Source organism: Paraburkholderia sp. SARCC-3016, from assembly GCF_031119615.1.
In the GTDB taxonomy this organism is placed as follows: Bacteria; Pseudomonadota; Gammaproteobacteria; order Burkholderiales; family Burkholderiaceae; genus Paraburkholderia.
The window spans coordinates 330,145-354,435 of sequence record NZ_JAVHZD010000002.1 but is presented as its reverse complement, the minus strand read 5'-3'; the positions used below and the strand labels follow the sequence as shown (position 1 = coordinate 354,435).

Below are 24,291 nucleotides of genomic sequence, written 5' to 3'. Positions count from 1 at the left end.
ACTGATACGAGTCGCATTTTTTGTGGTTTGGCATCTGCAAGGAGACGCCACCATGAATCGGCCTCTGCTTCGCGTTCCGCCGCTGCGTACCTCCGGCACCGCATCCATCTGGAAGTGGCTGAAGTGGGGTATTTTTCTAGCGTTTCTGGTGGCGGTCGCGGCCGGTGTGCGCGTCGTGCAGATCGAAATGGATACCTCGCGGCTGCAGGCCCGGTATCTGTCCGAACTCACCAGCGAAGTCGGTTTCACCGTTGCGACCGGCCCGAGCGACAATATCCGTTTTCCGAAGGACGGGCCTTACGATATCCGGCTCGGATACTCGCTTCTGCCGTCTATCGAACGGCGCCTGCGTGAACGCGGCTTCACCATCGCCTCTCAGGCGCGCGATTCGGATCGCATGCTTTCGCTGGCCGACAACGGTCTTTTCATCCCGTTCGAAGAGAAGGATCAGGCCGGCTTGCGCCTTTACGATTCGACCGGCATCGAACTGTTCGGCGACGATTATCCGAAACGGATTTATGGCGGCTTTGACGCGATTCCGCCGCTTGTCGTGAACGCGTTGCTGTTTATCGAGGATCGTCATCTGCTTGATGCAGATCAACCCAATCGCAACCCGGCTATTGACTGGACGCGCTTCGGCCGCGCACTCGCCGACCAGGGGCTGCGCTTTTTCAATCATAACCAGCCGCAGCCGGGTGGCAGCACGCTCGCGACGCAGATCGAAAAATTTCGCCACTCGCCAGGCGGCCGTACCGCGACGCCGCAGGAAAAGCTGCGGCAAATCGCATCGGCCTCGGTGCGCGCGTACCTCGACGGTCCGCGCACAATGGAAGCGCGTCAGGAAATCGTCGTGCGCTATCTGAATTCGGTGCCGCTCGCGGCGCAGCCGGGCATTGGCGAAATCAACGGGATCGGCGACGGGCTTGCTGCGTGGTATGGCCGTGATTTCGACGAGGTGAACCGCATTCTCGCGGCGCCGACGACTGAGGAGAACCTGGCTGCGCAAGGCCTGGCATTCCGCCAGGTGCTGTCGCTGATGATCGCGCAGCGTGGGCCTTCGCATTTCCTGTTGCGCAGGAATGCGGATCTCGCAACGCTCACCGACAGCTATCTGCGGCTGCTTGCGAGCGGCGGCGCGATTTCGACGGCGTTGCGCGATGCGGCGCTGTCCGCGCCGGTCGAATTGCATCGTGCGTCGTTGCCAGCGGCGACCGAATCGTTCGTATCGCGCAAGGCGGTGACGTCGCTGCGCTCGCATCTGATGACGGCGTTGGGCGTGAACAACCTGTACGATCTCGACCGTCTCGACCTGAGCGCCACCGCGACGCTCGACAACGAAGTGCAGCAGGCGGTCAGCGACCGGCTGGCCGCTGCCGCGACCAAAGACGGCGCGCGCGCTGCCGGACTTTACGGCAAGGACATGCTGCGCCCGCAGGACGATCCGTCGAAAATTTCATATAGCTTCACGCTATTCGAAAAGCACGGCGGCCAGAACCTGATGCGCGTGCAGACAGATAGCGTCGACCAGCCGTTCGACATCAACCAGGGCGCGCGTTTGAACCTTGGTTCGACGGCGAAACTGCGCACGATCGTCACATATCTACAGATCGTCGAGGAACTGCACGGTCGCTATGCCTCGATGAGCAACGACGAATTGCGCGCAGTCAAGGCCGACCCGTCCGATGGTTTGACGCGCTGGTCGATCGATTATCTGCTGCATACGAAGGACCATTCGCTGCCCGCGATGCTCGATGCGGCGACCGAGCGCAAGTATTCGGCGAGCGCCGGCGAGATGTTCTACACGGGCGGCGGCGGCCAGGTGTTCAGCAATTTCGAATCGAGCGATAACGGCCGCATTCTGACCGTGCATCGCGCCTTCCAGCATTCGGTGAATCTGGTTTTCGTGCGGATGATGCGCGATATCGTCCACTACGAAATGATTCAGACGTCGGGACCGAGCACGCAATGGCTCGACGATCCGGCGACGCGCAAGATGTATCTGACGCGCTTCGCCGACCAGGAAAGCCGCGTCTATATGAACCGCTTCTACACGAAGTATCACGGCAAGACACCCGATGCGGCACTCGCCGCATTGCTGCGCACAGTGCGCAAATCGCCGCCGAAGGTCGCGACCGTGCTGCGCAGCGTCGCGCCCGATGGCTCGCAGGAATGGTTCAATGCGCAGATGCGCGCCGCGCTGAAGGGCACGCCGGCCGCCGTCATTCTCGACAACGAAGATCTCGCAAAGCTCTATACGAAGTACGGCATCGACAAGTTCAATCTGAATGACCGTGGCTATATTTCGAGCGTGCATCCGCTCGAACTGTGGACCGTCAACTATCTGCGCACGCACCCTGAGGCAAGCCTGAACGAAGTGCAGGAAGCGAGCCGCGATGCGCGCGCGGATGCCTACAAATGGCTCTTCAAGACGCGCTATCACGCAACCCAGGATCGCCGCATCAAACGCATGGTCGAACAGCGTGCCTATGATGAGATCGGCAAGTCGTGGCGCGTGCTAAGTCGGATCGTAGCCATGTCGTTCTGTGAGCCAAGGAGTTGGTAGAATGTTTTGTCTTCCTAAGACCGCTTGGCCTCCGACTTGATCGGCATCATTTCGAACGGCGGCAAACAGGTGCCGACGCATAGTATTACGGACCTCGAATTTGCGAAGGGCACGCCGTATGAAACGCGCTTCACGCGCGCGCAAGCGCAGCCCGAGCAGGTGCTGTCGCCCGATATCGCGCGTGTCGTGCAATCGCTCGTGCACGACGTCGTTGCGGGCGGCACCGCGCGTCGTCTGGCGGACGGCATCCGCTTCCCGAATGGCCAGGTGCTGGCCGTATCGGGCAAAACCGGCACGGGCGACCAGCGCTTCAATGTCTATGCGAAGGGCGGGCGCCTGATCGAGTCGCGCAAAGTCAATCGCACGGCAACTTTCGTGTTCGAACTCGGCGACCGGTACTTCGGCACCATGACCGCCGTCGTGCATGAGCCGTACGCGAGCCGCTTCGATTTTACGAGCGCGTTGTCCGTGCAGTTGCTGAAATCGATGGGGGCCGCGCTGCAGCCGCTGCTCGACACGCCGCCGGAGCGGGCGGCGAGGCGCGTCGCGGCGGCGAGCGGGCAGCCCGCGGCGAGATAGCTAGAGACCGACTTCCGTCGCGGGCTTCAGAAACAGCTCGTGCACGGGCGCGAAGTGCGCATAGAGCGGCAGAATCGCGCCGCCCATCGCGCGAGCATCGGATCCGATCGTACCTTCGAGCAATTGCGGTCGGACCATACCCTCCCATTCGTAGCGATCGAGCACACGCTCGGTACGCCGAATGATTTCACGCAACAACTGACGGTCGAGCTCGCCGTCTATCACTACGGCTTCCAGATCGAGCAGCGCCGCCGCATTGGTCAGGGCGCTTGCGATGGCGGGGCATGCGGTGTCGAGCCACTGGTCGGTCAACCGCCACAGGTCTGCCGATAATGCGCGTTCATCGTGCGCGGCGGCGGCCGGCGCGCCGGCCTCGGTAAACAGCCGCTCGAGCACGAAGCCCGATGCTGCGTGCAACAACTGCCGTGCGGGGCCGCGCACACGGCCCGCAAGCGGAATCGAACCGACCGCGCCCGCGTTGTCATGCGGGCCGCCATGCAAGCGCCCGTCGATGACGAGGCCGCCGCCGATAAACGTGCCGACGAACAGATACAGAAAATGATGGATGCCGCGTCCCTGGCCCATCACGAGTTCGGCCGCGCAGGCGGCGGTGGTGTCTTTGGCAAACTCGACCGGCAAGCCGGTCATGGTCGCGATGCGCGTGCGGATATCGATGTCGCTCCACGCATCGAGCGCGTCGCGCGGTGCGCCCAGAAACTCGCGCCAGCCTCCCAGCCACAGCGGAGCCGCTACGCCGACGCCGACTATCTTGCGTTTTCTTGCCGCGCCCAATGCATCGTTCACGCGCGCAAGCCTGTTTTCGAGCGCGGGGAAAAGCGTGCGAGGATCGGGATAGGCATACTCGAGAACTTCCCGACAGCATACGCGGCCGAGGAAATCCATCGCGAGCACGTCGAGGCTGCGCCGCCCGACCTTGACGCCAATCGTGTACGCACCGTCGGGCCGCAGCGCAATCGGCACGGATGGCTGACCGATGCGGCCGCGCACGCGCGCCTGCTTGACGAGCAGGCCGTCGTCGATCAGCCGGTCGACGATCATCGAGACCGATTGCATCGACAGCCGCGTGAGCCGGCCGACGTCGGCTTTCGGCAGCGGCCCATGCAGGCGGATCGCTTGCAGCACGATACGTTCGTTGAACTGGCGCATGCCGACCTGGTTCGAGCCGACCGTGCGTTTGAGCGGCGAGCGGATGCCGGTATCCATGGTGTTCCTCGGCTTCAGCCGCAATGAGTTGTTATGGCCTTCGCATGCATGGCGAACGTCGCGTCATCACGCGATCGCCTTCACATCCGCTTCCTTTGCGCCGGTCATGATCGCCACAGCTTCGGACATATGGACGTCCTTGCGATTGACGAGCGCCGCGCGCCGACCGAGACGCTGGATATGGATGCGATCCGCGATCTCGAACACGTGCGGCATGTTGTGGCTGATCAGAATAACGGGCAGCCCGCGATCGCGCACGCGGCGAATCAGTTCGAGCACCATGTTGCCTTCCTTCACGCCGAGTGCGGCGGTCGGTTCGTCGAGAATCACGACATGCCGCGCAAATGCCGCGCTGCGCGCGACGGCCACGCCCTGGCGCTGGCCGCCCGATAGCGTTTCGACGGCCTGCCGCATCGAACGGATGCCGATTTGCAGGTCTTTCATATGCGCGGTCGCTTCTTCGAGCATGCGGCGCTTGTCGATCATCTTCAATAGCGAACCGCGCCAGCCTGGTTTGAGCAACTCGCGCGCGAGAAACAGGTTTTCCGCGATACTCATCGCAGGTGCGACGGCGAGGTCCTGATAGACGGTTTCGATGCCCTGTTCGCGCGCATCGAGCGGACTGCGGAAGCGAACGGGCTTGCCGTCGAGACGGATTTCGCCTTCGTCGGGTACGGTGGCGCCGGACAGCGCCTTGATCAGCGACGATTTGCCGGCGCCGTTGTCGCCGATCACGGCCATGATTTCGCCTGGCAGCACTTCGAAATCGCAGCCGTCGAGCGCGGTGACCTGGCCGTAGCGCTTGACGATGCCGCGGGCTTCGAGCACGGGGGTAACCGCGGAAGCGGCGGAAGAGGGAACGGATGTCGTCGACATGACGGGCTCCATGCTTGAATGCGGTGCGAAAGATGGTGATGCTTCTGCGTCGAGCGTCGAGCGTCGAGCGTCGAGCGTCGAGCGTTCAGCGCACGCCGCGTCGCGACAGCTTGTCGGCGGTGACTGCGAGAATCACAAGGATGCCGGTAATGAGCACCTGATAGACGGACGACACGCCGATCAGCGTCAAGCCGTTGCGGAACACACCGACGATCAGCGCGCCGAGCAGCGTGCCCGCGATCGAACCGCGTCCGCCGAACAGACTCGTGCCGCCGAGCACGACCGCGGTAATGCTGTCGAGGTTTTCGGTCTGGCCGGCCTGCGGATCGCCGACGCCGGTGCGCGATACCGCAAGCAGTGCGGCGACGCCGTAGATCGCGCCCGCAAGTGTGTAGACCGTCAGCAGGATCTTCTGCGACGAAAGACCCATCAGGCGCGCCGCTTCGGCGTTATTGCCAAGCGCGTACAGATGGCGGCCCGGCACGGTATCGCGCAGGACGAACCATGTCGCGAGGTACATCAGCAGCGTCAACACGGTGCCGTATGTCACTTCCGCGGGGCCGAGCCGGAACGTGCTGCCGAGGAACATGATCGCGTCGGGCAAGTTCGATACGCTCTCCGCGTTCGAGTAGATCTGCGTCAGCGCAAACGCAATATTCAGCGTGCCGAGCGTAACGATAAACGACGGCAGCTTGATTCGCGTGATCAGTGCACCATTCAGAAGACCGAACAGTGCGCTCGCACCGATCCCGCACACAATCGCGAGTAGCGGCGGTACGCCGAGTACCACGGCGAATTTAGTCATTACGATCGAGCCGAACGCCATCACCATCCCGCACGACAGGTCGATGCCGCCGGTCAGTACGATCAGTGTCTGGCCGATCGCGATCACAGCGACGACCATCGTTTGTTGCAAAATCAACGAAAGGTTTTGCGCGGACAGAAAGCGGTCGCTTTGCCAAATAAAGAATGCGCATGCGAGCACCAGGGCGATAAGCGGTCCGGCTTCGGCGAGCGTCGGCAAACGGTCGGCCAACCGGCGGTGGCCTTGAGCGGGGGCGGTGGGGGTGGGGGTCGACATGATGTGTTTCCTCGATGCGTTGATGCCACCGGCGCCGGCGCGTTCTGGCGCGCGGCACCGGTCGATACGGTAATGCGCGTCGTTACTTGTTGCCCCAACAGTTCTCGAGGCCGAAGCTAGTGTCCTTGCTGGCGACACCCGATTGCGGCTTATCGGAAATCAGCGTGACGCCGGTGTCGTGGTAGCCGCTCGGTTTCTTGCCGGTCTTCGCATATTCGACGCCGGCGTCCACACCGAGTTGAGCCATCTTCAGTGGATATTGCTGCGACGTCGCGGCGATCGCGCCGGCCTTCACATTGCGCACGCCTTCGCAGCCGCCGTCGATCGATACGATCATCACGCCTTTATCCTTGCCTGCGGACTTTAGCGCGCGATACGCGCCGGCCGCGGCCGGTTCGTTGATCGTATAGACGACGTTGATGTCGGGTGCTTTTTGCAGGCAGTTTTCCATCGCGGTTTGTCCCTTCGCCTGATCGCCGCGCGTGTCCTGGCTGCAGACTATCGATGGGTCGCCTTCCTTGATGCCGAAGCCCTTCAGGAAGCCGTTATGTCGCAGCACGCCGACCGTCACGCCCGGCGCGAGATCGAGCGTCGCAATCTTCGCCGGCTTGCCGCCGAGCGCGGCTTTCGCATATTCGCCGATCAGCACGCCGGCCTTGAAGTTGTCGGTCGCAAAGAGCGCGTCGGTCGCGTCTTGCGGGTCGGTTGGCGTATCGAGTGCGATTACGATCGCGCCGGCCGCGCGCGCTTTCTTGATGCTGGGCACGATCGCCTTCGTATCGCTCGGCGTAATCAGAATCGCTTTCGCGCCGGCGGTCAGCATGTTTTCGATCGCGGTCACCTGGCTTGCATTGTCGCCGTCGAACTTGCCGGCGGCGGTCATCAGCTTCGCGCCGTCTTTCTGTGCGGCGCCTTCTGCGCCCTGGCGCATCTTCACGAAAAACGGGTTCGTGTCGGTCTTTGTGATCAGGCCTACCACGGGTTGATCGGCCGCCTGACTCGTGCCGATGCACAAGACGGCCGATGCCGCCGCGCAAACCACGACGATTCGCCTAACCGCGCTCGGCACGCTCGATTTCAGATTCATGGAAACGCTCCTCCTGGTGATTGACAACGACGTTATGGACTGCAGTCGATTCGAATTTGCTCTGCGTCGGACGCGATTGCGAGGTCACGCGCCGCGATCAGCGACTAAATCAATTGGCTTTATTTAATGTGCGCGGCGACGGAGTGTCAAGGTGGCGCAGTTTGCTGCGCCGCACGATAAATTAAACCTGCTGATCAGGCCCGCGCCTTGTCAGCAGTGGCTTTGCTGGCCGCAGCGTGCAATTTCCCGAGCTGGGGAAGTAGGGGTAAATAAGGAGGTTTTCGCTGCGCACGTCGATGACGATCAATGCGCGACGTGTGATCCGGTCTGCCCGGCCCTGGTTGCAGCTATTCGTGGACCGGACGGATCGTGGCGCGAGTCAGATGTTCGACAAGTCCGGATGAAGGCCTCGCACCGGGCTCACGGCTTCGAGCAGCGACGCGAGGTGCAGAACAGTCGACTCCGCCATCCACGGTGCGACGAGTTGCACGCCGACCGGCAGACCTTCGCGGCTCGTGCCGAAGCGCAGCGACAGGCCTGGAAGCCCGGTCACGTTGAGCGGCGCAGTTGCAGTCATGATGTGCAACGAAGACACCGGCTGGCCGTCGATGTCGAATTCCGCAGCGTCGTGCGCGTGGGCCGGCACCGTCGTCACCGGGCAGAGCAACGCGTGGTATCGCTGGAAGTACTCGGCAAAACCGTCGCGCAACTGTTCCGCCTTCTGCTCCGCGTCGACGAAATCGGCGATCGAAGTGTCCGGCGTGTCATAGACGCCCTGGACGTGCTTGAAGATCTTGTCTTCGTGCCCGGCCGTTACCTTCTTGAAGGCGGGTTTGGTTTCCATGACCTGAAGCTTCCAGAGCAACTCGAGCGCGTTGAGCTGCTCGAGCACTGGAATGCGCACCGTCTCGACAGTGATGCCGAGGCTCTTCAGCGCCTCGGCCGAAGCGAGCACGGTAGCGGCGACGTCGGGGTCCACGGGCGCGAACGCATCGATGAGCAAGCCAACCCGAATCGGCCGGCCCGGGCTGGATGCCACGCCAGCATCGAGGCTGAGCGGAGCCGTGGAAAAGCCGTCCGCGCCGTCAGGACCCGCCAGCAGTGAATAGGCGAGCGCGATGTCGCGAACGCTGCGTGCGATCGGCCCAATGTGCCAGAAACGACGCGGTACGCGTGGCCAGATACCCGTCATCGGAATGCGTCCGTGAGTCGCCTTGAGTCCGACCACGCCGGTTAGCGCTGCCGGGCCGCGCACCGAAATGGCGACGTCGGTTGCGAGACCGAGCGGCGACATCAGCGCTGCGACGGCAGCCGATTCGCCGCCGCTCGATCCGCCTGGCGTGCGATCGAGATTCCATGGATTACGCGTGCGTCCAGACAGCAGGTTATCGGTTTCGATCCAGAAAGAAAATTCAGGAAGGTTGGTTTTCGCCAGCAGGATGCCGCCTGCCTTCTTCATGCGAGTAATGCTCGTTGCGTCGGTGTCGGGCACACGGCCCTTGAAGATGGGCGAGGCACGTTGCGTCAGCACGCCCGCTGTGTCGATGGAGTCCTTCGCGGTGAAGGGAACGCCGTGCAGTGGACCAAGTTCCTTACCAGCCATCACTGCTGCCTCGGCGACGCGCGCAGCTTCGATCGCGCCGTCGGCGACCGTGACAATGGCGTTGATCTTCGAATCCACTGCATCGATGCGCTCGAGATGCGCTTGCATGACCTCCACCGGCGAAACTTCCTTGGTGCGAATCAGTTCGGCGAGCCGGGTTGCGTCTTGAGAGATAAGTTCGGTGCTCATCAGGAGTCTCCTGAAAGTGTCGGAAAAGTAACTAACGAAGTCAGATCAGAAGTCTGTCTAACGTTTGTTAGGGACGAAGATTAGGCGCTATACTTTGTCCCGTCAACCTCTTTCGAGGCGACCGGCGATACCGACACACAGAAGATTAGTCAAGCTTAAGATCGGTTGTCTGGCAGTGTCACGGCTCCGACGTGGGAACGAGGCCGTTTCGATGTCAGATCGTACCGTTCAATGCGCGGCGGGCGGAGGCTTCCCATTGCCGATTCCTCGCGTAGAGAATGCGCGAGTCCGCAGGGCATGCTGACGATGAGGCGAGGATATGGGTATCAAGGGTTGTCATGAAGAAGCCAAGGCACATGATGCCGAACGCGAGGAGTTTCGTGCTCGTCGGCAGGGCCGTTGGATTGGGCAGAGGTGGGTTCCAGCCGATCGCCGGTTGCATCAAATGTCAGGATGCAGGTGACGCACCTGGCTGACCGATTCGAGCATCGTTGCGAGATGGAGGATGGTCGACTCGGCATGCCAGCTGCCCACCACCTGAACGCTGATCGGCAACCCCTCACTACTGGTACCGAAGCGCATCGGGATGCCGGGCAGACCGGTAACGTTAAGCGGTACCGCCGCGCCGCGGATATACGAGACATCCATGGTCTGGCCGTTGACGGTGAGCGCGTCGATACCGTGTTTATGGGCCGGGATGGGCAATACATGCGTCACCAGCGCGTCGTACTTCATGAAATAGTCGGCAAATCCGTCGCGCAGGCGTTCGGCCGCCTGTTCCGCGTCAACGTAGTCCTTCATGGATACATCGGGCAGCAAGAGCATTTTTCTGGCGGACTTGTAGAGATCGTCGACGCTGCGCCCCGCAGTTGCTTCAGCAAATTCCCGCTTCATTTCCATCACGTGCAGACGGTTGAACACGTCATTCGCGAAGTCTCGTTCGAGCGCGGGTATACGCACCGGCTCAACAAGGCATCCGACGTTCTTCAGCGCTTCAGCCGCCGCTTCAACGGTGGCGGCAACCTCGGAGTCGACTGGCCCGAAGCCGGGTTCCACCATCCAGCCCACTCGTAGCTGCTTGTGCGGCTTAAGGCGCGAAGAACCGATGGGCGCATCGAACTGGACGGTGCTGCTCGCGAAAGCGTCCAGACCATCGGGGCCAGACAAGTGTGAAAACGCGAGTGCAAGGTCGCGAATACTGCGGGCCATCGGGCCAACATGCCAGAAGCGACGCGGCGCACGCGGCCAGATTCCAGTCATCGGCACGCGCCCGTGCGTTGCCTTGAGCGATACGATTCCGGTTTGCGCGGCTGGTCCGCGCAATGAATTCCCAAGATCGGTGCCGAGCCCGATCGGCGACATACCCGCCGCAATGGCAGCCGATTCCCCGCCGCTCGAACCGCCGGGTGTGCGCTCAAGGTCCCACGGATTGTTCGAACGACCGCTAAGGAGATTGTCGGTTTCGAACGAGTAGGAAAACTCCGGGAGGTTTGTCTTTGCCAGCAGGATAGCGCCGGCCTTTTTCATTCGGGCGACGCTGGTGGCGTCGACGTCAGGTACGCGTCCTTTGAAAATCGGCGAGCCGCGTTGCGTCATCACCCTGGCGGTGTCGATGGAGTCTTTTACGGTAAAGGGCACGCCGTGCAGGGGTCCAAGATCATGGCCTTGCAGCACCGCGCCTTCCGCTGCCTTCGCAGTTTTGAGCGCATCGGCTGCAACGGTCACGATGGCATTGAGACTGGGATTGACTGCTTCGATTCTATCAAGATGCGCCTGAATGACCTCGACCGGCGAGATCTGGCGTGTGCGGATCAGTTCGGCCAACCCCGTTGCATCTTCATACAAGATCTCTGACTTCATGGTGGGCTCCGATCCGCCCTACTACCGAACGTTTGTTAGGGGTAACTTTAAGGCTTAATACTTTGGTCGTCAAGCCATTTTCGACACACTCATTTTGTCCATCACCCGCTTGATCGACGGCGTTACTGCTGATGTCGCATAGAACTTCGTCGCGGGATGTGTCGACGTGCAGATCCTATGGTTTCGCGAGCACATCCAGCCTGGCCGGCTGTTCGCGCATCGCTCATGGGAATGGGCAAACCGCCGAGGCGTGACTTTCCTTATGCCGCTCAAGCAGGCTGAACAGCCACTCGGAAAGCCGGGCGCTTCGTGCAATGCGCCCGGCTTTCCGAAGTTCAAGGGCGAACCACGACGCTAGCGCGGAGAATCGCGAGATCGATCGCTCGCGAAACTCAAGGAGAAAGCCATGGCCGGTGTGGGTACCGAAAAAGTATTCGAGAACGACAAGATCATCGTGTGGGACCTCGTGCTCGATCCGGGCCAGGAAACGCCCGTACATACCCATATGCATTCGTACATGTGGTATGCAATCGAAGGCGCGCCGCTGCGCATCTTTGACGAACACGGCAGCGACCTCGGCATCTTTGAGGTATCGACGGGCGGGGTCTATTCATTACTGTGCGAAAACGGATACCTCGAAATACTGTCCAATGCAGGCAAAGGAATGCGCGTTCCCGCAACTCATAAAGCGCGAAACGAGGGCGATACGCGCTATCGCGAGATACTGGTGGAGTACAAGTAGCGCGGCAACGCACGGACGACCGCCGCGAGCGCATTACCGCGCCAGTTCGTCGAACTCGATCTTTCCGCCTTTCATCACGAGCGGAATGCGCTCGCCTTGCCCTGTCAAACAGGCTATATCCTTAAGCGGATTGCCATCGACGACGATCATATCGGCCCACGCGCCCGGCGCGATGCAACCAAGTTTCTCCGGCAAGCCGAGCACCTCCGCACCGACTATCGTCGCACTGCGGATCGCCTCGGCCGCGCCGAGCACATCGGCGCGAATCAGAAACTCGTTGCTTTGCAGGCGCTGCGACGGGCCGAGCAGATCCGAACCGAAGCCCATTTTCACGCCTGCATCGCGATAGATTTCAAGCGAACGCTTTCCCGCGTCGCGCACGTCCTCGATTTTCGCCACGCTTTCTCCGGCGAGCCCGTATTGCGCACCTTCGCTTGCGAGCGCGTCGTAAGTGACGAGCGTCGGCACGACATAGGTGCCGGCATCGGCCATCAGCTTCGCGGTCGGCCCGTCGATCAGGTTGCCGTGCTCGATTGTGCGAATACCCCAGCGCACGACGCGCGCAATCGACTCGGCCGTATACGCGTGCGCCATCACATACGTGTGCCGTGCGCGTGCCTCGTCGACGATTGCGCGCACTTCGTCTTCGGCGAAGCCGAACGCGCCGACCGGATCGGTTGGCGATGCGACGCCGCCCGATGCCATGATCTTCAGATGATCGGCGCCCATCTGCAGTTCTTCCCGTGCGGCCTTGCGCACCTCGTCGACGCCGTCCGCGACGCGCGACAACGCACCGACGCGTACGCAGCAGCCGCACGGCGCGCTTGAGCCGATATAGTCGGAGCGAGAGCGCATATCGCCGTGACCGGCGGTCGGACTCAGCGCACGGCCAGCGACGAACATGCGCGGCCCGACCGCGAGCCCGCTTTCGATGGCCTGCTTATACGGCGCGTTTGCGCCGCCCGCGTCGCGAACAGTCGTGAAGCCGCGCCGCAGCATGCCGCGCATGAGCGGCACCGAGCGTAACGTCACGAGGACGTTCGGCACATGCACGAGTTGCGACAGATTCAATTGCACGGCGACCACATGCACGTGCAGATCGATCAGGCCGGGCATCAGCGTTTTTCCCTTGAGGTCGATCATGCGCGCGGTTGCGCTTTGCAGCGGCCGGTCGGACACTTCCTTCACCAGACCGTTCTCGACGAGTACATCGCGCGTTTCGAGCAATTCGCCGTGCAGCGGGTCGAGCAGCGCGGCATTCCTGAACAGCGTAGATTCCACGACTTTCTCCTCGTTCAAGCGTGACACGTCCGATGTAGAGCGTACGCCTGCTAACCGGATATAGGACGACTGTTTCGCAGTGCTACACCGCTTCGCCCGCGGCAATATCTTCGAGCGAGCGGCCACGCGTGGGTATGCCCATCACGAGCACCGAAATGGCGCCGAGCATCAGCACGATGGTCGTTGTGCCGAACACGCCGCCAAAGCCGAATTTCGGAAACAGATAGCCGACGAGTATTGGCGAAGCGATCGCGCCGATGCGTCCGATCGCCGATGCAATTCCGGTGCCGGTCGTGCGCACGGCGGTTGGAAACACTTCGGCGGTGTACGCATAAACGCCGGCGTACGTACCGTTCATAAAGAACGACAGTAAGATTCCCGATAGCATGATTTCGCCGCCGGTCGACGCGAAGGCCATGCCGAGCGCGCACGCACCGCCAAGCACCATGTACGAGGCGATCGTCGCTTGCCGGCCGATGCGTTCGTTGAACCACGATGCGCTGAAGTAGCCAGGCACCTGCGCCAGATAGATCGCGACCGAATAGCCGAAGCTTTGTGTGATGCTCATGCCGCGCTGCACGAGCAGGCCCGGAATCCAGGTGAAGAACGCGTAGTAGCTGAAGGTGATCGAAAGCCACATCAGCCAGGTCATCGCTGTAATGCGCACCTGTTTGCCGACCCATAAAGCGCGGATATTCGCGAGCAACGTGCCGGTTGTCGCGGAAAACGACCCGCTCGCGACGATCGGCTCAGGCTCCGGCAAGGCGATACCGGCTGCAGCGAACCCGTTTTCGATTTTCGTCAGCACGCGGTCCGCTTCCGCGGCGTGGCCGCGGCTTTCGAGCCAGCGCGGCGATTCGGGCAGCGCGCGGCGCCACCACAGCAGCATGACGACCGGCAGCGCGGTGATGTAGAGCACCGCGCGCCAGCCAGAGGCAAACGCCGGGACGATGAAATAGCCGAGCAGCGCCGCACCGACAAAGCCGAACGAAAAGAAGCCTGCGAGCGAGCCCGTGAAGAGCCCGCGATAGCGGCGCGCGACGAACTCGGCGAGATATGGCGCGATGATCGCGCTCTCTGCGCCCGTGCCGACGCCGGAAACGATCCGCGATGCGAGGAAGGCGGGCCACGAATGAGTCGTGGCGCTGACGATGGTCGCGACGCTATACAGCAGCAGCGCCCACATCATTACCTTGCGCCGGCCGATCAGATCGCCAAGTGTTCCCGCGGACAACGCGCCGAAGAAGTAGCCGATGAAATTGCCGCTACCGAGCACGCCGGTCTGCACGCTCGTCAGAGCCCAGTCGTGACGCAGTACCGGCAGCACGAATGCAACGGCCGCGGCGTCCATCGCATCGAACGTGTAGCCGAGACCGCCCATCAACAGCAGACGCTTGTGAAAACGCCCGAACGGCAGGCGCTCGATGCGGCCGGAAATCGTCGACACGGATTGTCTCTCCCATTGTCCAGAACGGCGCCTGGAGAAGCGGACGGCGGACGTTGCACGCTGCACCGCCGATTCTAGGGCCATGCTCAACGTCATAAATATTTATAATCGTGATCCGCCATATAAATGCAATGAATGGAGGCGCGATGAACTTCAGGACCCTCGATCTGAACCTGCTCAAAGTGTTCGAGGCGCTGATGTCGGAGGGTGCGGTCACGCGCGCGGCGTCGAAGCTGTCGCTCACGCAGCCCGCGGTCAGCAATGCACTGAGCCGTTTGCGCGAGGCCTTCGACGATCCGCTGTTCGTGCGCAACGGCGCAGGCGTTACGCCGACGCAGCGAGCGATTGCGCTGTGGGGGCCGGTCGGCGAATCGTTGTCGCGTATTCGCGCCGTGCTCGACGAAGAAACCTTCCTCGCGCAGAGCGCGCAAGCGAGCTTCAGTCTTTCGATGTCCGACTATGTCGCGAGCATCGTGATGCCGCGGCTCGTTGCGCGCTTTAGCGGTACAGCGCCGGGGTTGCGTTTTCATTCGGTGCCGAACATGCTGCTCGATGCGCCGACACTGCTTGAAGACAATCGCGTCGATTGCCTGATCGGCGTATATGTGAACGAGACCTTGCCGCCTGCCTATATCCGCTCGCGTTCGTTGTGGACCGTCGACTATGCGTGCCTGATGCGGCACGATCATCCGCTTGCAAGCGCTGGCCGTCTGACCACACGGCGTTTTCTTAACGCGCGGCATGTCGACATCAGCCTTGCGGGCCAGACGCAACCGTCGTTCGATATATTCCTTGCGTCGCGCGGCCTCAAGCGCAATCTTGTCACAACCGTCAATCACTATACGGTCGCTTGCGAAATGATCCGAGCCAGCGATCTGATTGGCGTGATGCCGAGCGACTTGTGCGAACGTTTCGGTATGAGCGGCGAGCTCGTCGGCTTGCGTGCGCCGATCGAAGCGCCCGAGCGCGTGATTAGCCTGTTCTGGCATCAACGCAACGAAACGGTGCCAGCGCACCGATGGTTGCGCGAGCAACTGGTAGGCATGTTCGGTGTTGCGTAGACGAAGACGCTGTGCACGGGTCACGAAGCGCAACGCTGGAACGCATACAAACGGATACCCAGCGGTTCTCGCAACTTGCTGGCACACTAGCGGTCTTGCGGCCGCGAGTCGATCCCAAATCGTGAACATCCAGGAGGCATTCATGCAGATTCATCATCGCCGTTTCGGCCGTACCGGCTGGGACGTTTCGGAAATCGGCTTCGGTGCGTGGGCGATCGGCGGTTCGTGGGGCGACGTGTCCGACGCGGATGCGCGCGAGGCGCTGCATGCAGCGCTCGACGCAGGCGTTACGTTCATCGATACGGCGGATGTTTACGGCGACGGCCGCTCGGAGCGGATCATTCGCGACGTGCTGCGCGAGCGCGGCGGCGCGCGGCCCGTGGTTGCGACGAAAGCAGGGCGCAGGCTCAATCCGCATATCGCCGACGGTTATACGAAGGCCAATATCGAAGCGTTTATCGACCGCAGCCGCGAGAACCTCGGCGTCGATACGCTCGACCTCGTGCAATTGCATTGCCCGCCCACCGATGTCTACTTCCGTCCGCAACTGTTTGACGGGCTCGACGAACTCGTCGCCGCGGGCAAGCTGCGCCACTATGGCGTGTCGGTCGAACGCGTCGAAGAAGCGCTGAAGGCGATCGAGTACCCGAATGTCGTATCGGTGCAGATCATCTACAACATCTTCCGGCAGCGGCCTGCACAATTGTTCTTTCGCGAAGCGCAGGCGAAGAACGTCGCCGTGATCGTTCGCGTACCGCTCGCGAGCGGCATGCTGACGGGCAAGCTCAATGCGCAATCGACGTTCGCGGCGGACGACCACCGCAACTTCAATCGCCATGGTGAAGCGTTCGATGTCGGCGAGACTTTTTCGGGCGTGCCATACGACGTCGCACTGGAAGCGGTCGAAGCGTTGCGCGCGGGTGTGCCGCAAGGCGCGACCATGGCTCAGTTCGCGCTGCGCTGGATTCTGATGGAAAAGGCCGTCTCGGTTGTCATTCCGGGTGCGAAAAACGCGGCGCAGGCGAAAGCGAATGCGGAAGCAAGCGCGCTTGGCGCCTTGACCGACGAGACGATGGCGCACGCACGCCGCATTTACGATCGACTGATCGCGCCGCACGTGCATCAGCGTTGGTAAGAAAACAGGCAGGCTACGATAAATGGCAAAAACGGGTCGCTAGCAAAAAGCGACCCGTTTCTATTGCTTAAGCCGCGGGCAAACGTCAACAAATGCCGCGCTTACTGTTTCTCATCGTTCGATGCCCGAGACCCGCGCTGACTCGCTAACGAGCGATCCCCCACCATACGGCAAATCGATTGCCGGCGATGAATGCCGTTCGGCGTGGGCACGACGCATCGGCTTCAACACGAAGACCGCGAGCAGCGCAGCAACAGCCGCCATGCCGGCCGCAAGCATGAACACCGCGTGCCAGCTGCCCGTGGCGGCGGTAATGACGCTGGTGAACGGTACGAGCAGGGCCGCGGTGCCCTTTGCCGTATAGAGCAGACCGGCATTCGTCGCGGCGAACTTCGGCCCATACGTGTCGCCGCAAGTGGCGGGGAAGAGGCTATAGATTTCACCCCATGCGAAGAACACGATACCCGTCAGAATAACGAACGCAGTCGGGCTATGACCATATCGCGATAGCGCAACGATGCCGATCGCCTCGATTGCGAACGCGACAAACATCGTATTTTCGCGGCCGATGCGGTCCGACACCCAGCCGAAGAACGGGCGTGTCAAACCGTTGAGCACGCGATCGATCGTCAATGCGAATGTCAGCGCCGGCAACGTAAGGCCTGCCAATGAAACCGGCGAGTCCTGCAATCCGAAGTCTTTGGCGATCGGACCAAGCTGCGCCGTTGCCATCAGCCCGCCCGCGGCCATCATCACGAACATCAGGTACATGACCCAGAACACCGGCGAACTCACCACTTCGCGAGGTGTCGCGTTGTAGATCGTGCGCTTCACCGCGCTGGCCGTGCCCGTTGCGGCGGCTTTCACGCTTTCGAGCAGGCTCTTCGGCGGCGCGAGCAATGCAAGGCCCAGAATGAACACGATAATTCCCTGGCCCAAGCCGAACCACAGGAATGTCGCTTCATAGCCACTGCTCTTGATCATGTTCGCGATCGGCACGACCGTCGCTGCGGAGCCCATCCCGAAACCTGCCGCGGTGATCCCGGCCGCAAGCCCGCGGCGATGGGGAAACCATTTGAGCGCATTGCCGACGCAGGTGCCGTACACCGCGCCTGCGCCAATACCGCCGATTGCCGCCGCGAAATAGAGCAGCGGCAAGGACGACGCGACCGAGTTCAGCGCCCATGCAAGCGCGCACAGAATGCCGCCGCCGACGACGACCGGCCTCGGCCCGAAGCGATCGACGAGATACCCTTCAACGGGCACGAGCCACGTTTCGGTGACCACGAAAATCGTGAACGCCACCTGGATCGCTGCGCGCCCCCATTGGTATTTCTCGTTGATCGGGTTGACGAATAGTGTCCAGCCGTACTGCATATTGGCGATCATCGCCATGCATATGACGCCGAATACAAGTTGTACCCACGGCGACGCCATCCATGACGACGCTTGTCCCGCCTGTTCCTCTCGATCCGCTTTCATGATGTCTCCGATGTATGACTGCCTTGATTTATGTACGTGGGGAAGGAGACGACCGGGCTGTGTCGCCGCCAACCTGACTCAAGCCTGGTGAAAGGCAGTTTTAGGGCCGGTCATAAGTCGATACAGTATGTGATATATCAAGTAAGTCAAGAGAAAGGATTGGCGGGGTTTTCACCAGGCGATTCGTCGAACGAAAGGAAAATGAAGGAAGCGCATGAATGGCGCGCGTCATGCAAAAAAAAGCCCGCCGTACAAGCGTCGGCGGGCGAGGACATGTGGCGAGACAAAGCGGGTTCGCAACATGCGTTATCTTTATAGATGAAAGTAAAACGTAATGTAAAGTTTTTTATTTGTAGGTGTTGGTGCGGCGCCGCACAGGTTGCAGGAGGCGCTAAACGTCTGCCGCGATCGCGCACAGCAATGCGGCGAGCGCGGCGGGCTGCGCCACGTGCGGCGAATGGCCGGACGCTAGCGTGTGAACGATGGTTGCATTGCCCATTGCCACGTGGACAGCCGCGATCAAATGGTCCTGTGCAATGGGCACCGTCGACGCATCGCTGGCCGCGCGGATCTTGTCGCCCGATGACTAGCCTTGCATACGAGGCGGCATAGCGCGTGCGTCGAGGGGTTTCATCGACATAACAATTGCTGCACGCGAAAATTCCTCCAGCCGTTCAGGCGCTTGGGCACCGCGTTCCAGCTTTCAATTGTTTCGGCGTAAAAAATGAAACCTTACGCATCGCATTCAAACGTCCCCTCGACGCGCGAAGCTCTGCTATGTTTCGTGCGCGCGGCGAGAACCACGCGCCGCATGACTACCTCACGCGCTCCCGTCCATGTCCATCAACAGTGTGCTGCAAAGCGCGTTTACCCACCATCGCGAAGGTCGTCTCGATCTCGCTGAAAATCTGTACCTCGAAGTAATAAAGAGCGCACCCACGCACTGGAGCGCCCGCTTCGGTCTGGCCGAGGTGTTGAACCGGACGAAACGGCATGACGCGGCGATAGGCTGGTTGATGCCGATGCTTGCGGAGGATCCCGACGAATGCGTGCCCGTGCATCGTGAGCTCGGGTTTGCGCACGCCAGTGCCGGCCGCCCACGACGGGCGCTCGAGCATTTCAGGAGCATCCTCGAAAAGCAGCCGAACGACCCTGAAACGCTGCACCTCGTTGCGAACTTCGAGCAGTCGCTTTATCTGAACGAGGAGGCCGAGGCGCATTACCGTCGCGCACTCGAGCACAAACTGTTCGTCAACGTGCCGTCGGCCGTCAAGCCGTCGCCGTTCAGCGTTCTGTTCGTTTTCGCGCCCGGGCGCGGCAATACGCCATTTTCGTATCTCGTCGAAGGTGCGCCGTTCGAGAGCAATGTGCTGAACCTGCTGCAAGACTTCAAATACGACAACGAAGTCTTGCGCAAAAGCGGCGATGTGGTGGTGAATCTGATCGCCGATGTCGATCAATGCGGCCCGATGCTCGCGTTGGCGGAACAGTTCGTGGAGGAAATCGGTAAGCCCGTCGTCAATCATCCGCGACGGATTGCGTACACGGGACGCGAATCGATTGCGAAGCTGATTGCCGATACGCCGGGATGCATCGTGCCGCAAACGCGCTTGCACACCACCGCTGAACTGCGCGCGCTGATCGCCGACGAAGCGGCGTTTCCATGGACGTTTCCGTTGCTCTTGCGGCGCGCCGGCACGCACGGCGGCAACGACTTCGAACTGGCGCATCTGATGTGGCAAGTGCGCGCGTTCGTCGAACGGCACGGCGACAGTTGCGACTACTATCTGACACCGTTCGTGGACTATCGATCGCCGGACGGACACTACCGCAAGTACCGCTTTTTCTACGTCGACGGCGAAATCCTGCCGTACCACCTCGCCATCGGCGACCAGTGGAAAGTGCACCACGCTACGACCGCGATGGCGCGCACGCCGTGGATGCAGGAAGAGGAACGGACCTTCCTCGAAAATCCCGCGAGCGTATTCGGGGAAACGCAGTATGCCGCCCTGCGTGCGATCGGCGAGACAATCGGGCTCGACTACTTCGGCATCGATTGCGCGCTCGATGCGCAAGGCGCGGTCGTCGTGTTCGAGGTGAACGCCTGCATGCTGGCGCACGGCGACAACGAGTCATTTCCCTACAAGACGGCAAGCGTCGAGCGGATTAAACGCGCATTTCACGCGATGCTCGGCCGCATCGCTTCGCCCAAGGCTCAAAACGGGGACGAGACCCCGAACCCGAGCGCCGCCAACGCCGGTTGACTACGCTTCGAGTGCGAGCGTTGCGAATGTCGCGAGCCAATGCTCGCCCATGTAGTCGCCGGCCACATGCTCTAGCGCGTCTTGCAGATGTCGCTCGGCGGCTTCGAACAGCGCGCCGCGCCGCGCATCGCTTTCGGGCAAGGCGCGTGCAAGCGAGCGTTGGCACCATGCGCGGCTGAGGTTGAGTCCGTCGAGATGCGCGATCTTGCCGTCATTGCGATCGGACACCGCCGCAGGCACGAACAGCGTGGCGGGCTCGCGTGACGCAAGTGCGGGCAGAAAGCGCCTGAACCAGCCATCGAACTCGGCGGGCGCGAGCACGCGGCGCATCAATTCCGCTTCCATCAACGACGGCGACAGAAACTCGTCGCCGGACGGCTCCCATGCCTGGCAGGCCGCATCATTCAGATACCAGCGTCTTGCGGTATCGACGATCAGCGTTTCGAGCGATCTGCGCGACGCAGATGCACGCGCGAAATCGAGCGCGTGCGTTAGTGCAAATGCGGTATTGAAGTGCGTGCCGACACGGAGCGGATAAGTCGACTTCGGAAGAAATTCCTCGAAGCGTTCGACGAACGCATTCGCAAGCGGGGCGATCGTTTGCGCCCAACGCGCGGCCTGCGGTAGCTTCAATGCCTCGACCTGTGCCGCGAGCGCAAGCATCCATGCCCAGCCGTACGGACGCTCGAAGCCGCGATTATGGGGCAAGTCCAGATATGCGCGCTCGCCGGCCACGTTCGCGTCGGTGAAATGCGTGTCGACGAGTTCAACGATGCGTGCGGCTTCCGGCAAATCGGGAAAGCGGTCGACAAGACGCAGCACGAGCCAGTAGCCATGCACGCACGAATGCCAGTCGAAGCTGCCGTAGAAGATCGGATGCAGCGATCGCGGGCTTTGCACATCATGCGGCCCTGCGAGCCGATGGGTCAGCTGGTTCGGGTACTCGCGCGTCAGGTGGTCGAGCGCGAGGTTCGCGAATTTCGATGCGACGGCGGCAGTGAGCTGGGTGGTCATGAGAGCTTTATCAGGAGCGGGCTATCTGCAAAGACTCGACGCCGCGAAGCTGCGAGCGCTTGTGCCAGCGCAGATCGTCGAGGTTGGTAATGCGCATGTCCGGCAGCCGCGAAAACAGCGTGCCCAGCGCGGCTTCGATTTCCATCGTTGCGAGCCGCGCGCCGAGGCAAAAGTGCAGGCCGCCGCCAAAGCTCAGTATTTTGACATCCTTGAACGATCGGTCGATCTTCAGTCTGCCGGGCTCGGCGAATTTCTCGGGATCGCGGTGCGCCGCGCCGAGCCAGACGAACACCACGTCGCCGCGGGCGACCTGAACGCCCGCGACCTCCGCATCTTCGAGAGCGACCCGCATGGTCGATTGCACCGACGTTTCATGGCGCATGCATTCCATGATGACATTGGGCAGGATCGCGGGATTGGACCTGGCGAGGATCAGTTGCTCCGGATGCCGGTGCAACGAAACCAGTGAGTTGCCAATGATGTTCGTCGTGGTTTCGTGACCGGCCACAAACAGAAGCAGAACATTCGCGACAAGCTCCTCGTTAGACATTACCTCGCCATCTTCTTCGGCGGCCACCATTTGCGATATGAGGTCGTCGCCCGGATTGCGCCTGCGCGCCTCTAATAGCGCAGTGAAATACCGCTGCAGCTCGAGTACGGATTCGTTCGCTTTGCGCAGCTGCTCTGCGTTCATGACATTGACATCGAGCACGCTGGATGCGTCGTCGCTTAGCCGCTTTAACATCGGCGCATCTTCCAAAGGCACATTCATGATCGTGCAAATGATCTGCGCGGGCAGTGGAAACGCAAAATCACGGATGATGTCCGGTTGATCGCTGGCGATCAACGCATCGGCAAGACGATGCGAAATCTCATGCGACGCGAGGCGAAAGCGTTCCAGCTGGCGAGCCGTAAAGGATTTCATCACCAGTGCGCGCAGCCGCGTATGGGTTGGCGGGTTGAGGCCGGCCAGCATGTGGCGCGCCGTTCGAAAGATCGGCTCGTCAACCGCCGCTTCCCCGTACCGCGCTTTCACGCTGGCCTCGATACCTTTGCCGAAACGCCGGTCGAACAGCAAATCGTGCACGACCGCATAGCGCCCGGTCACATATAGCCCCGCTGAGAGTTTCACGAGGGGCCCGGCGGCGCGCATCTCATCATAGAGAGGATAAGGGTTGTTGAAGAACGCAGCGTTCGAAAAATCGCTGAATTGCATCGCATGGGCTCCTGGAGACGGATAGACGAAAACCGGCGACGGGCACCGTGCCGCTCCTCATCGAGAAACAAAGACAATGCCGCCCTGTAACCAGGAACAGTCGTGCGATTGACGTTATTCCAGCAAGCCTGCGCGATTCGTGATGCGTTGTCGCTTCCCCGGCGGACTTCTCGCCTTTTTGCTGCCGTGATTTGAGTAATGCTTAACCCGTCAATATCGGGAGTTCAGCCTGCCGCATTCCTAAAACAACTCACGAATCCGGTGGTACAGCATGCCGAGTTCGAGCGCGGGACCGCGCAACGCGGGGCCGCCAGGAAAGCGCGCGTGCCGTATCTTTGCGAAGAGGTCGAGCGCCGTGCGGTCTTGCGCAATCGCCTGGGCTATCACGCGCCCCGCGATCCCCGTCAGCGCGACGCCGTGGCCTGCGAAGCCTTGCACGTAGAAGTAGTTCGGATCGATCGCGCCAAAGTCCGGCGCCCGATTGCGCGTCACGTCGACGAAACCGCCCCATGCATATTCGATGCGCACATTGGCGAGTTGCGGGAAAGCCGCGAGCATCCGCTTGCGAATCGCCTCGCTGATCCGCGCAGGCGCCATGCCTGTCGATGTTGCGCGGCCGCCGAATAGCAAGCGGTGGTCTGCGGACACGCGAAAGTAGTCGAGAAAAAAGTTGTTATCGCAAACTGCGGCGCGTCCCGCTATGAGCGCATCCGCACGCGCTTCTTCGAGTCGTTCGGTCGCAACGATATATGACGCGATGGGCGCGATGCGTGCTGCGACTGCCGCAGGCAGCACGTTGCCGAGCGTCGCGTTGCCACATGCAGCAACGAACCGGCAGCGCACTTCGCCGCTCGTTGTGCGCACAACCGGTTGCGCGCCGCGTTTCACTTCGACCACGGGCGAATGCGCAAAAAGTCGCGCCCCTTCCTTGCGCGCCGCGTCGGCGAGGCCGAGACAATATCTGAGCGGGTGCAAATGCCCGGATAATGGATCGAAAACGCCCGCCAGATAACGGTCGGACGCGACGCGCGAGCGAATCGCATCGCGCCCGATCCATTTCAAATGCGGATAACCCCAGCGGGTCGCGGCCGCGTCCATCCATGCGTGAAGTTCCTCGATGCGCTTTTCTCTGGTGGCGACGGTCAGGTAGCCCTGCGTGAAATCGCAGTCGATCCCATAACGCGCGATCCGCTCGCGCACCAGTGCGACACCGGCCACGGAAAGAGACCATGCGGCGCGCGCACCGTCGGTGCCGAGCGCTTGCTCGATCACATCATCTTTGGCAAAACCGACCAACATCTGTCCGCCGTTGCGTCCCGATGCACCCCAGCCAGGCCGGTGTGCATCGAGCACGATGACAGACAGGCCGCGTGCGCGGCACTCGAGCGCGACGGACAAGCCCGAGAACCCCGCGCCTATCACGCAGACGTCGGCTTCCAACGTGCCTTCGAGGGCCGGGTCGTCGGTAGCGGAGCGAAAGACGTTGGCCTCGTAGTACGAGTTCTGGATAAGTGCGTCGGCGCGGCGATCGAGGGTAGCGGTCATTAAAAAACGTGTCGGCGATTGCGTATCGGGAGACAGGCGGAT

General features: G+C 61.5%; 16 protein-coding genes and 1 pseudogene. 5 read left to right on the top strand and 12 right to left on the bottom strand.

Annotated features, from left to right (window positions below; all coding sequences use genetic code 11):
• Positions 1-52: 52 nt before the first annotated feature.
• Positions 53-3,142, top strand: a pseudogene (locus QYH69_RS03945) (transglycosylase domain-containing protein).
• Here QYH69_RS03945 and QYH69_RS03940 read toward each other — a convergent pair.
• The 6 genes from QYH69_RS03940 to QYH69_RS03915 all read right to left on the bottom strand — a co-directional run bounded on the left by QYH69_RS03940 (position 3,143) and on the right by QYH69_RS03915 (position 11,062).
• Positions 3,143-4,366: an ROK family transcriptional regulator gene (locus QYH69_RS03940; protein ID WP_308830598.1), complete on the bottom strand. Its 1,224-nt coding sequence runs from the start codon at positions 4,364-4,366 to the stop codon at positions 3,143-3,145.
• Positions 4,367-4,432: 66 nt separating this feature from the next.
• Complete coding sequence (locus QYH69_RS03935) at positions 4,433-5,242, bottom strand: ATP-binding cassette domain-containing protein (protein ID WP_308830597.1); 810 nt, start codon at positions 5,240-5,242, stop codon at positions 4,433-4,435.
• A gap of 85 nt (positions 5,243-5,327) precedes the next feature.
• A complete protein-coding gene (locus QYH69_RS03930) occupies positions 5,328-6,323 on the bottom strand; it encodes an ABC transporter permease (RefSeq protein WP_308830596.1) in 996 nt (331 codons plus the stop codon).
• 82 nt (positions 6,324-6,405) lie between these two features.
• Positions 6,406-7,410 (bottom strand): sugar ABC transporter substrate-binding protein, encoded by a 1,005-nt coding sequence (locus tag QYH69_RS03925; RefSeq protein ID WP_308830595.1) that lies wholly within the window; start codon positions 7,408-7,410, stop codon positions 6,406-6,408.
• A gap of 379 nt (positions 7,411-7,789) precedes the next feature.
• Positions 7,790-9,202, bottom strand: coding sequence for an amidase (locus QYH69_RS03920; RefSeq protein ID WP_308830594.1), 1,413 nt, complete (start codon positions 9,200-9,202; stop codon positions 7,790-7,792).
• A gap of 441 nt (positions 9,203-9,643) precedes the next feature.
• On the bottom strand, positions 9,644-11,062 hold the full coding sequence (locus QYH69_RS03915; protein ID WP_308830593.1) for an amidase: 1,419 nt from the start codon (positions 11,060-11,062) through the stop codon (positions 9,644-9,646).
• A gap of 406 nt (positions 11,063-11,468) precedes the next feature.
• Between QYH69_RS03915 and QYH69_RS03910 the strand changes: the two genes are divergently transcribed.
• Positions 11,469-11,804: a hypothetical protein gene (locus QYH69_RS03910; protein WP_308830592.1), complete on the top strand. Its 336-nt coding sequence runs from the start codon at positions 11,469-11,471 to the stop codon at positions 11,802-11,804.
• 33 nt (positions 11,805-11,837) lie between these two features.
• On the opposite strand, the gene QYH69_RS03905 is transcribed toward QYH69_RS03910, so the two are convergent.
• Together QYH69_RS03905 and QYH69_RS03900 are read right to left on the bottom strand one after the other, a co-directional pair.
• On the bottom strand, positions 11,838-13,085 hold the full coding sequence (locus QYH69_RS03905; protein WP_308830591.1) for an amidohydrolase family protein: 1,248 nt from the start codon (positions 13,083-13,085) through the stop codon (positions 11,838-11,840).
• Positions 13,086-13,167: 82 nt separating this feature from the next.
• Positions 13,168-14,532: an MFS transporter gene (locus QYH69_RS03900; protein ID WP_308830590.1), complete on the bottom strand. Its 1,365-nt coding sequence runs from the start codon at positions 14,530-14,532 to the stop codon at positions 13,168-13,170.
• A gap of 146 nt (positions 14,533-14,678) precedes the next feature.
• Between QYH69_RS03900 and QYH69_RS03895 the strand changes: the two genes are divergently transcribed.
• Together QYH69_RS03895 and QYH69_RS03890 are read left to right on the top strand one after the other, a co-directional pair.
• Positions 14,679-15,593, top strand: a complete 915-nt coding sequence (locus tag QYH69_RS03895; protein WP_308830589.1) for a LysR family transcriptional regulator — start codon at positions 14,679-14,681, stop codon at positions 15,591-15,593.
• Between the two features lie 148 nt (positions 15,594-15,741).
• Complete coding sequence (locus QYH69_RS03890) at positions 15,742-16,728, top strand: aldo/keto reductase (protein ID WP_374992343.1); 987 nt, start codon at positions 15,742-15,744, stop codon at positions 16,726-16,728.
• A 111-nt stretch (positions 16,729-16,839) separates the two neighbouring features.
• Here the strand turns inward: QYH69_RS03890 and oxlT are convergent, their stop codons facing one another.
• Positions 16,840-18,210: an oxalate/formate MFS antiporter gene (oxlT, locus tag QYH69_RS03885; RefSeq protein ID WP_308830587.1), complete on the bottom strand. Its 1,371-nt coding sequence runs from the start codon at positions 18,208-18,210 to the stop codon at positions 16,840-16,842.
• Between the two features lie 836 nt (positions 18,211-19,046).
• Here oxlT and QYH69_RS03875 point away from each other — a divergent pair.
• Complete coding sequence (locus QYH69_RS03875; RefSeq protein WP_308830586.1) at positions 19,047-20,474, top strand: tetratricopeptide repeat protein; 1,428 nt, start codon at positions 19,047-19,049, stop codon at positions 20,472-20,474.
• On the opposite strand, the gene QYH69_RS03870 is transcribed toward QYH69_RS03875, so the two are convergent.
• The 3 genes from QYH69_RS03870 to QYH69_RS03860 form a co-directional block, all read right to left on the bottom strand.
• Positions 20,475-21,488, bottom strand: coding sequence for a DUF2891 domain-containing protein (locus tag QYH69_RS03870; RefSeq protein ID WP_308830585.1), 1,014 nt, complete (start codon positions 21,486-21,488; stop codon positions 20,475-20,477).
• A 10-nt stretch (positions 21,489-21,498) separates the two neighbouring features.
• The gene (locus tag QYH69_RS03865; RefSeq protein ID WP_308830584.1) at positions 21,499-22,704 is read right to left on the bottom strand and encodes a cytochrome P450; all 1,206 of its coding nucleotides are present in this window, start codon (positions 22,702-22,704) and stop codon (positions 21,499-21,501) included.
• 240 nt (positions 22,705-22,944) lie between these two features.
• The gene (locus QYH69_RS03860) at positions 22,945-24,249 is read right to left on the bottom strand and encodes an FAD-dependent oxidoreductase (RefSeq protein WP_308830583.1); all 1,305 of its coding nucleotides are present in this window, start codon (positions 24,247-24,249) and stop codon (positions 22,945-22,947) included.
• Between the last annotated feature and the right edge of the window lie 42 nt (positions 24,250-24,291).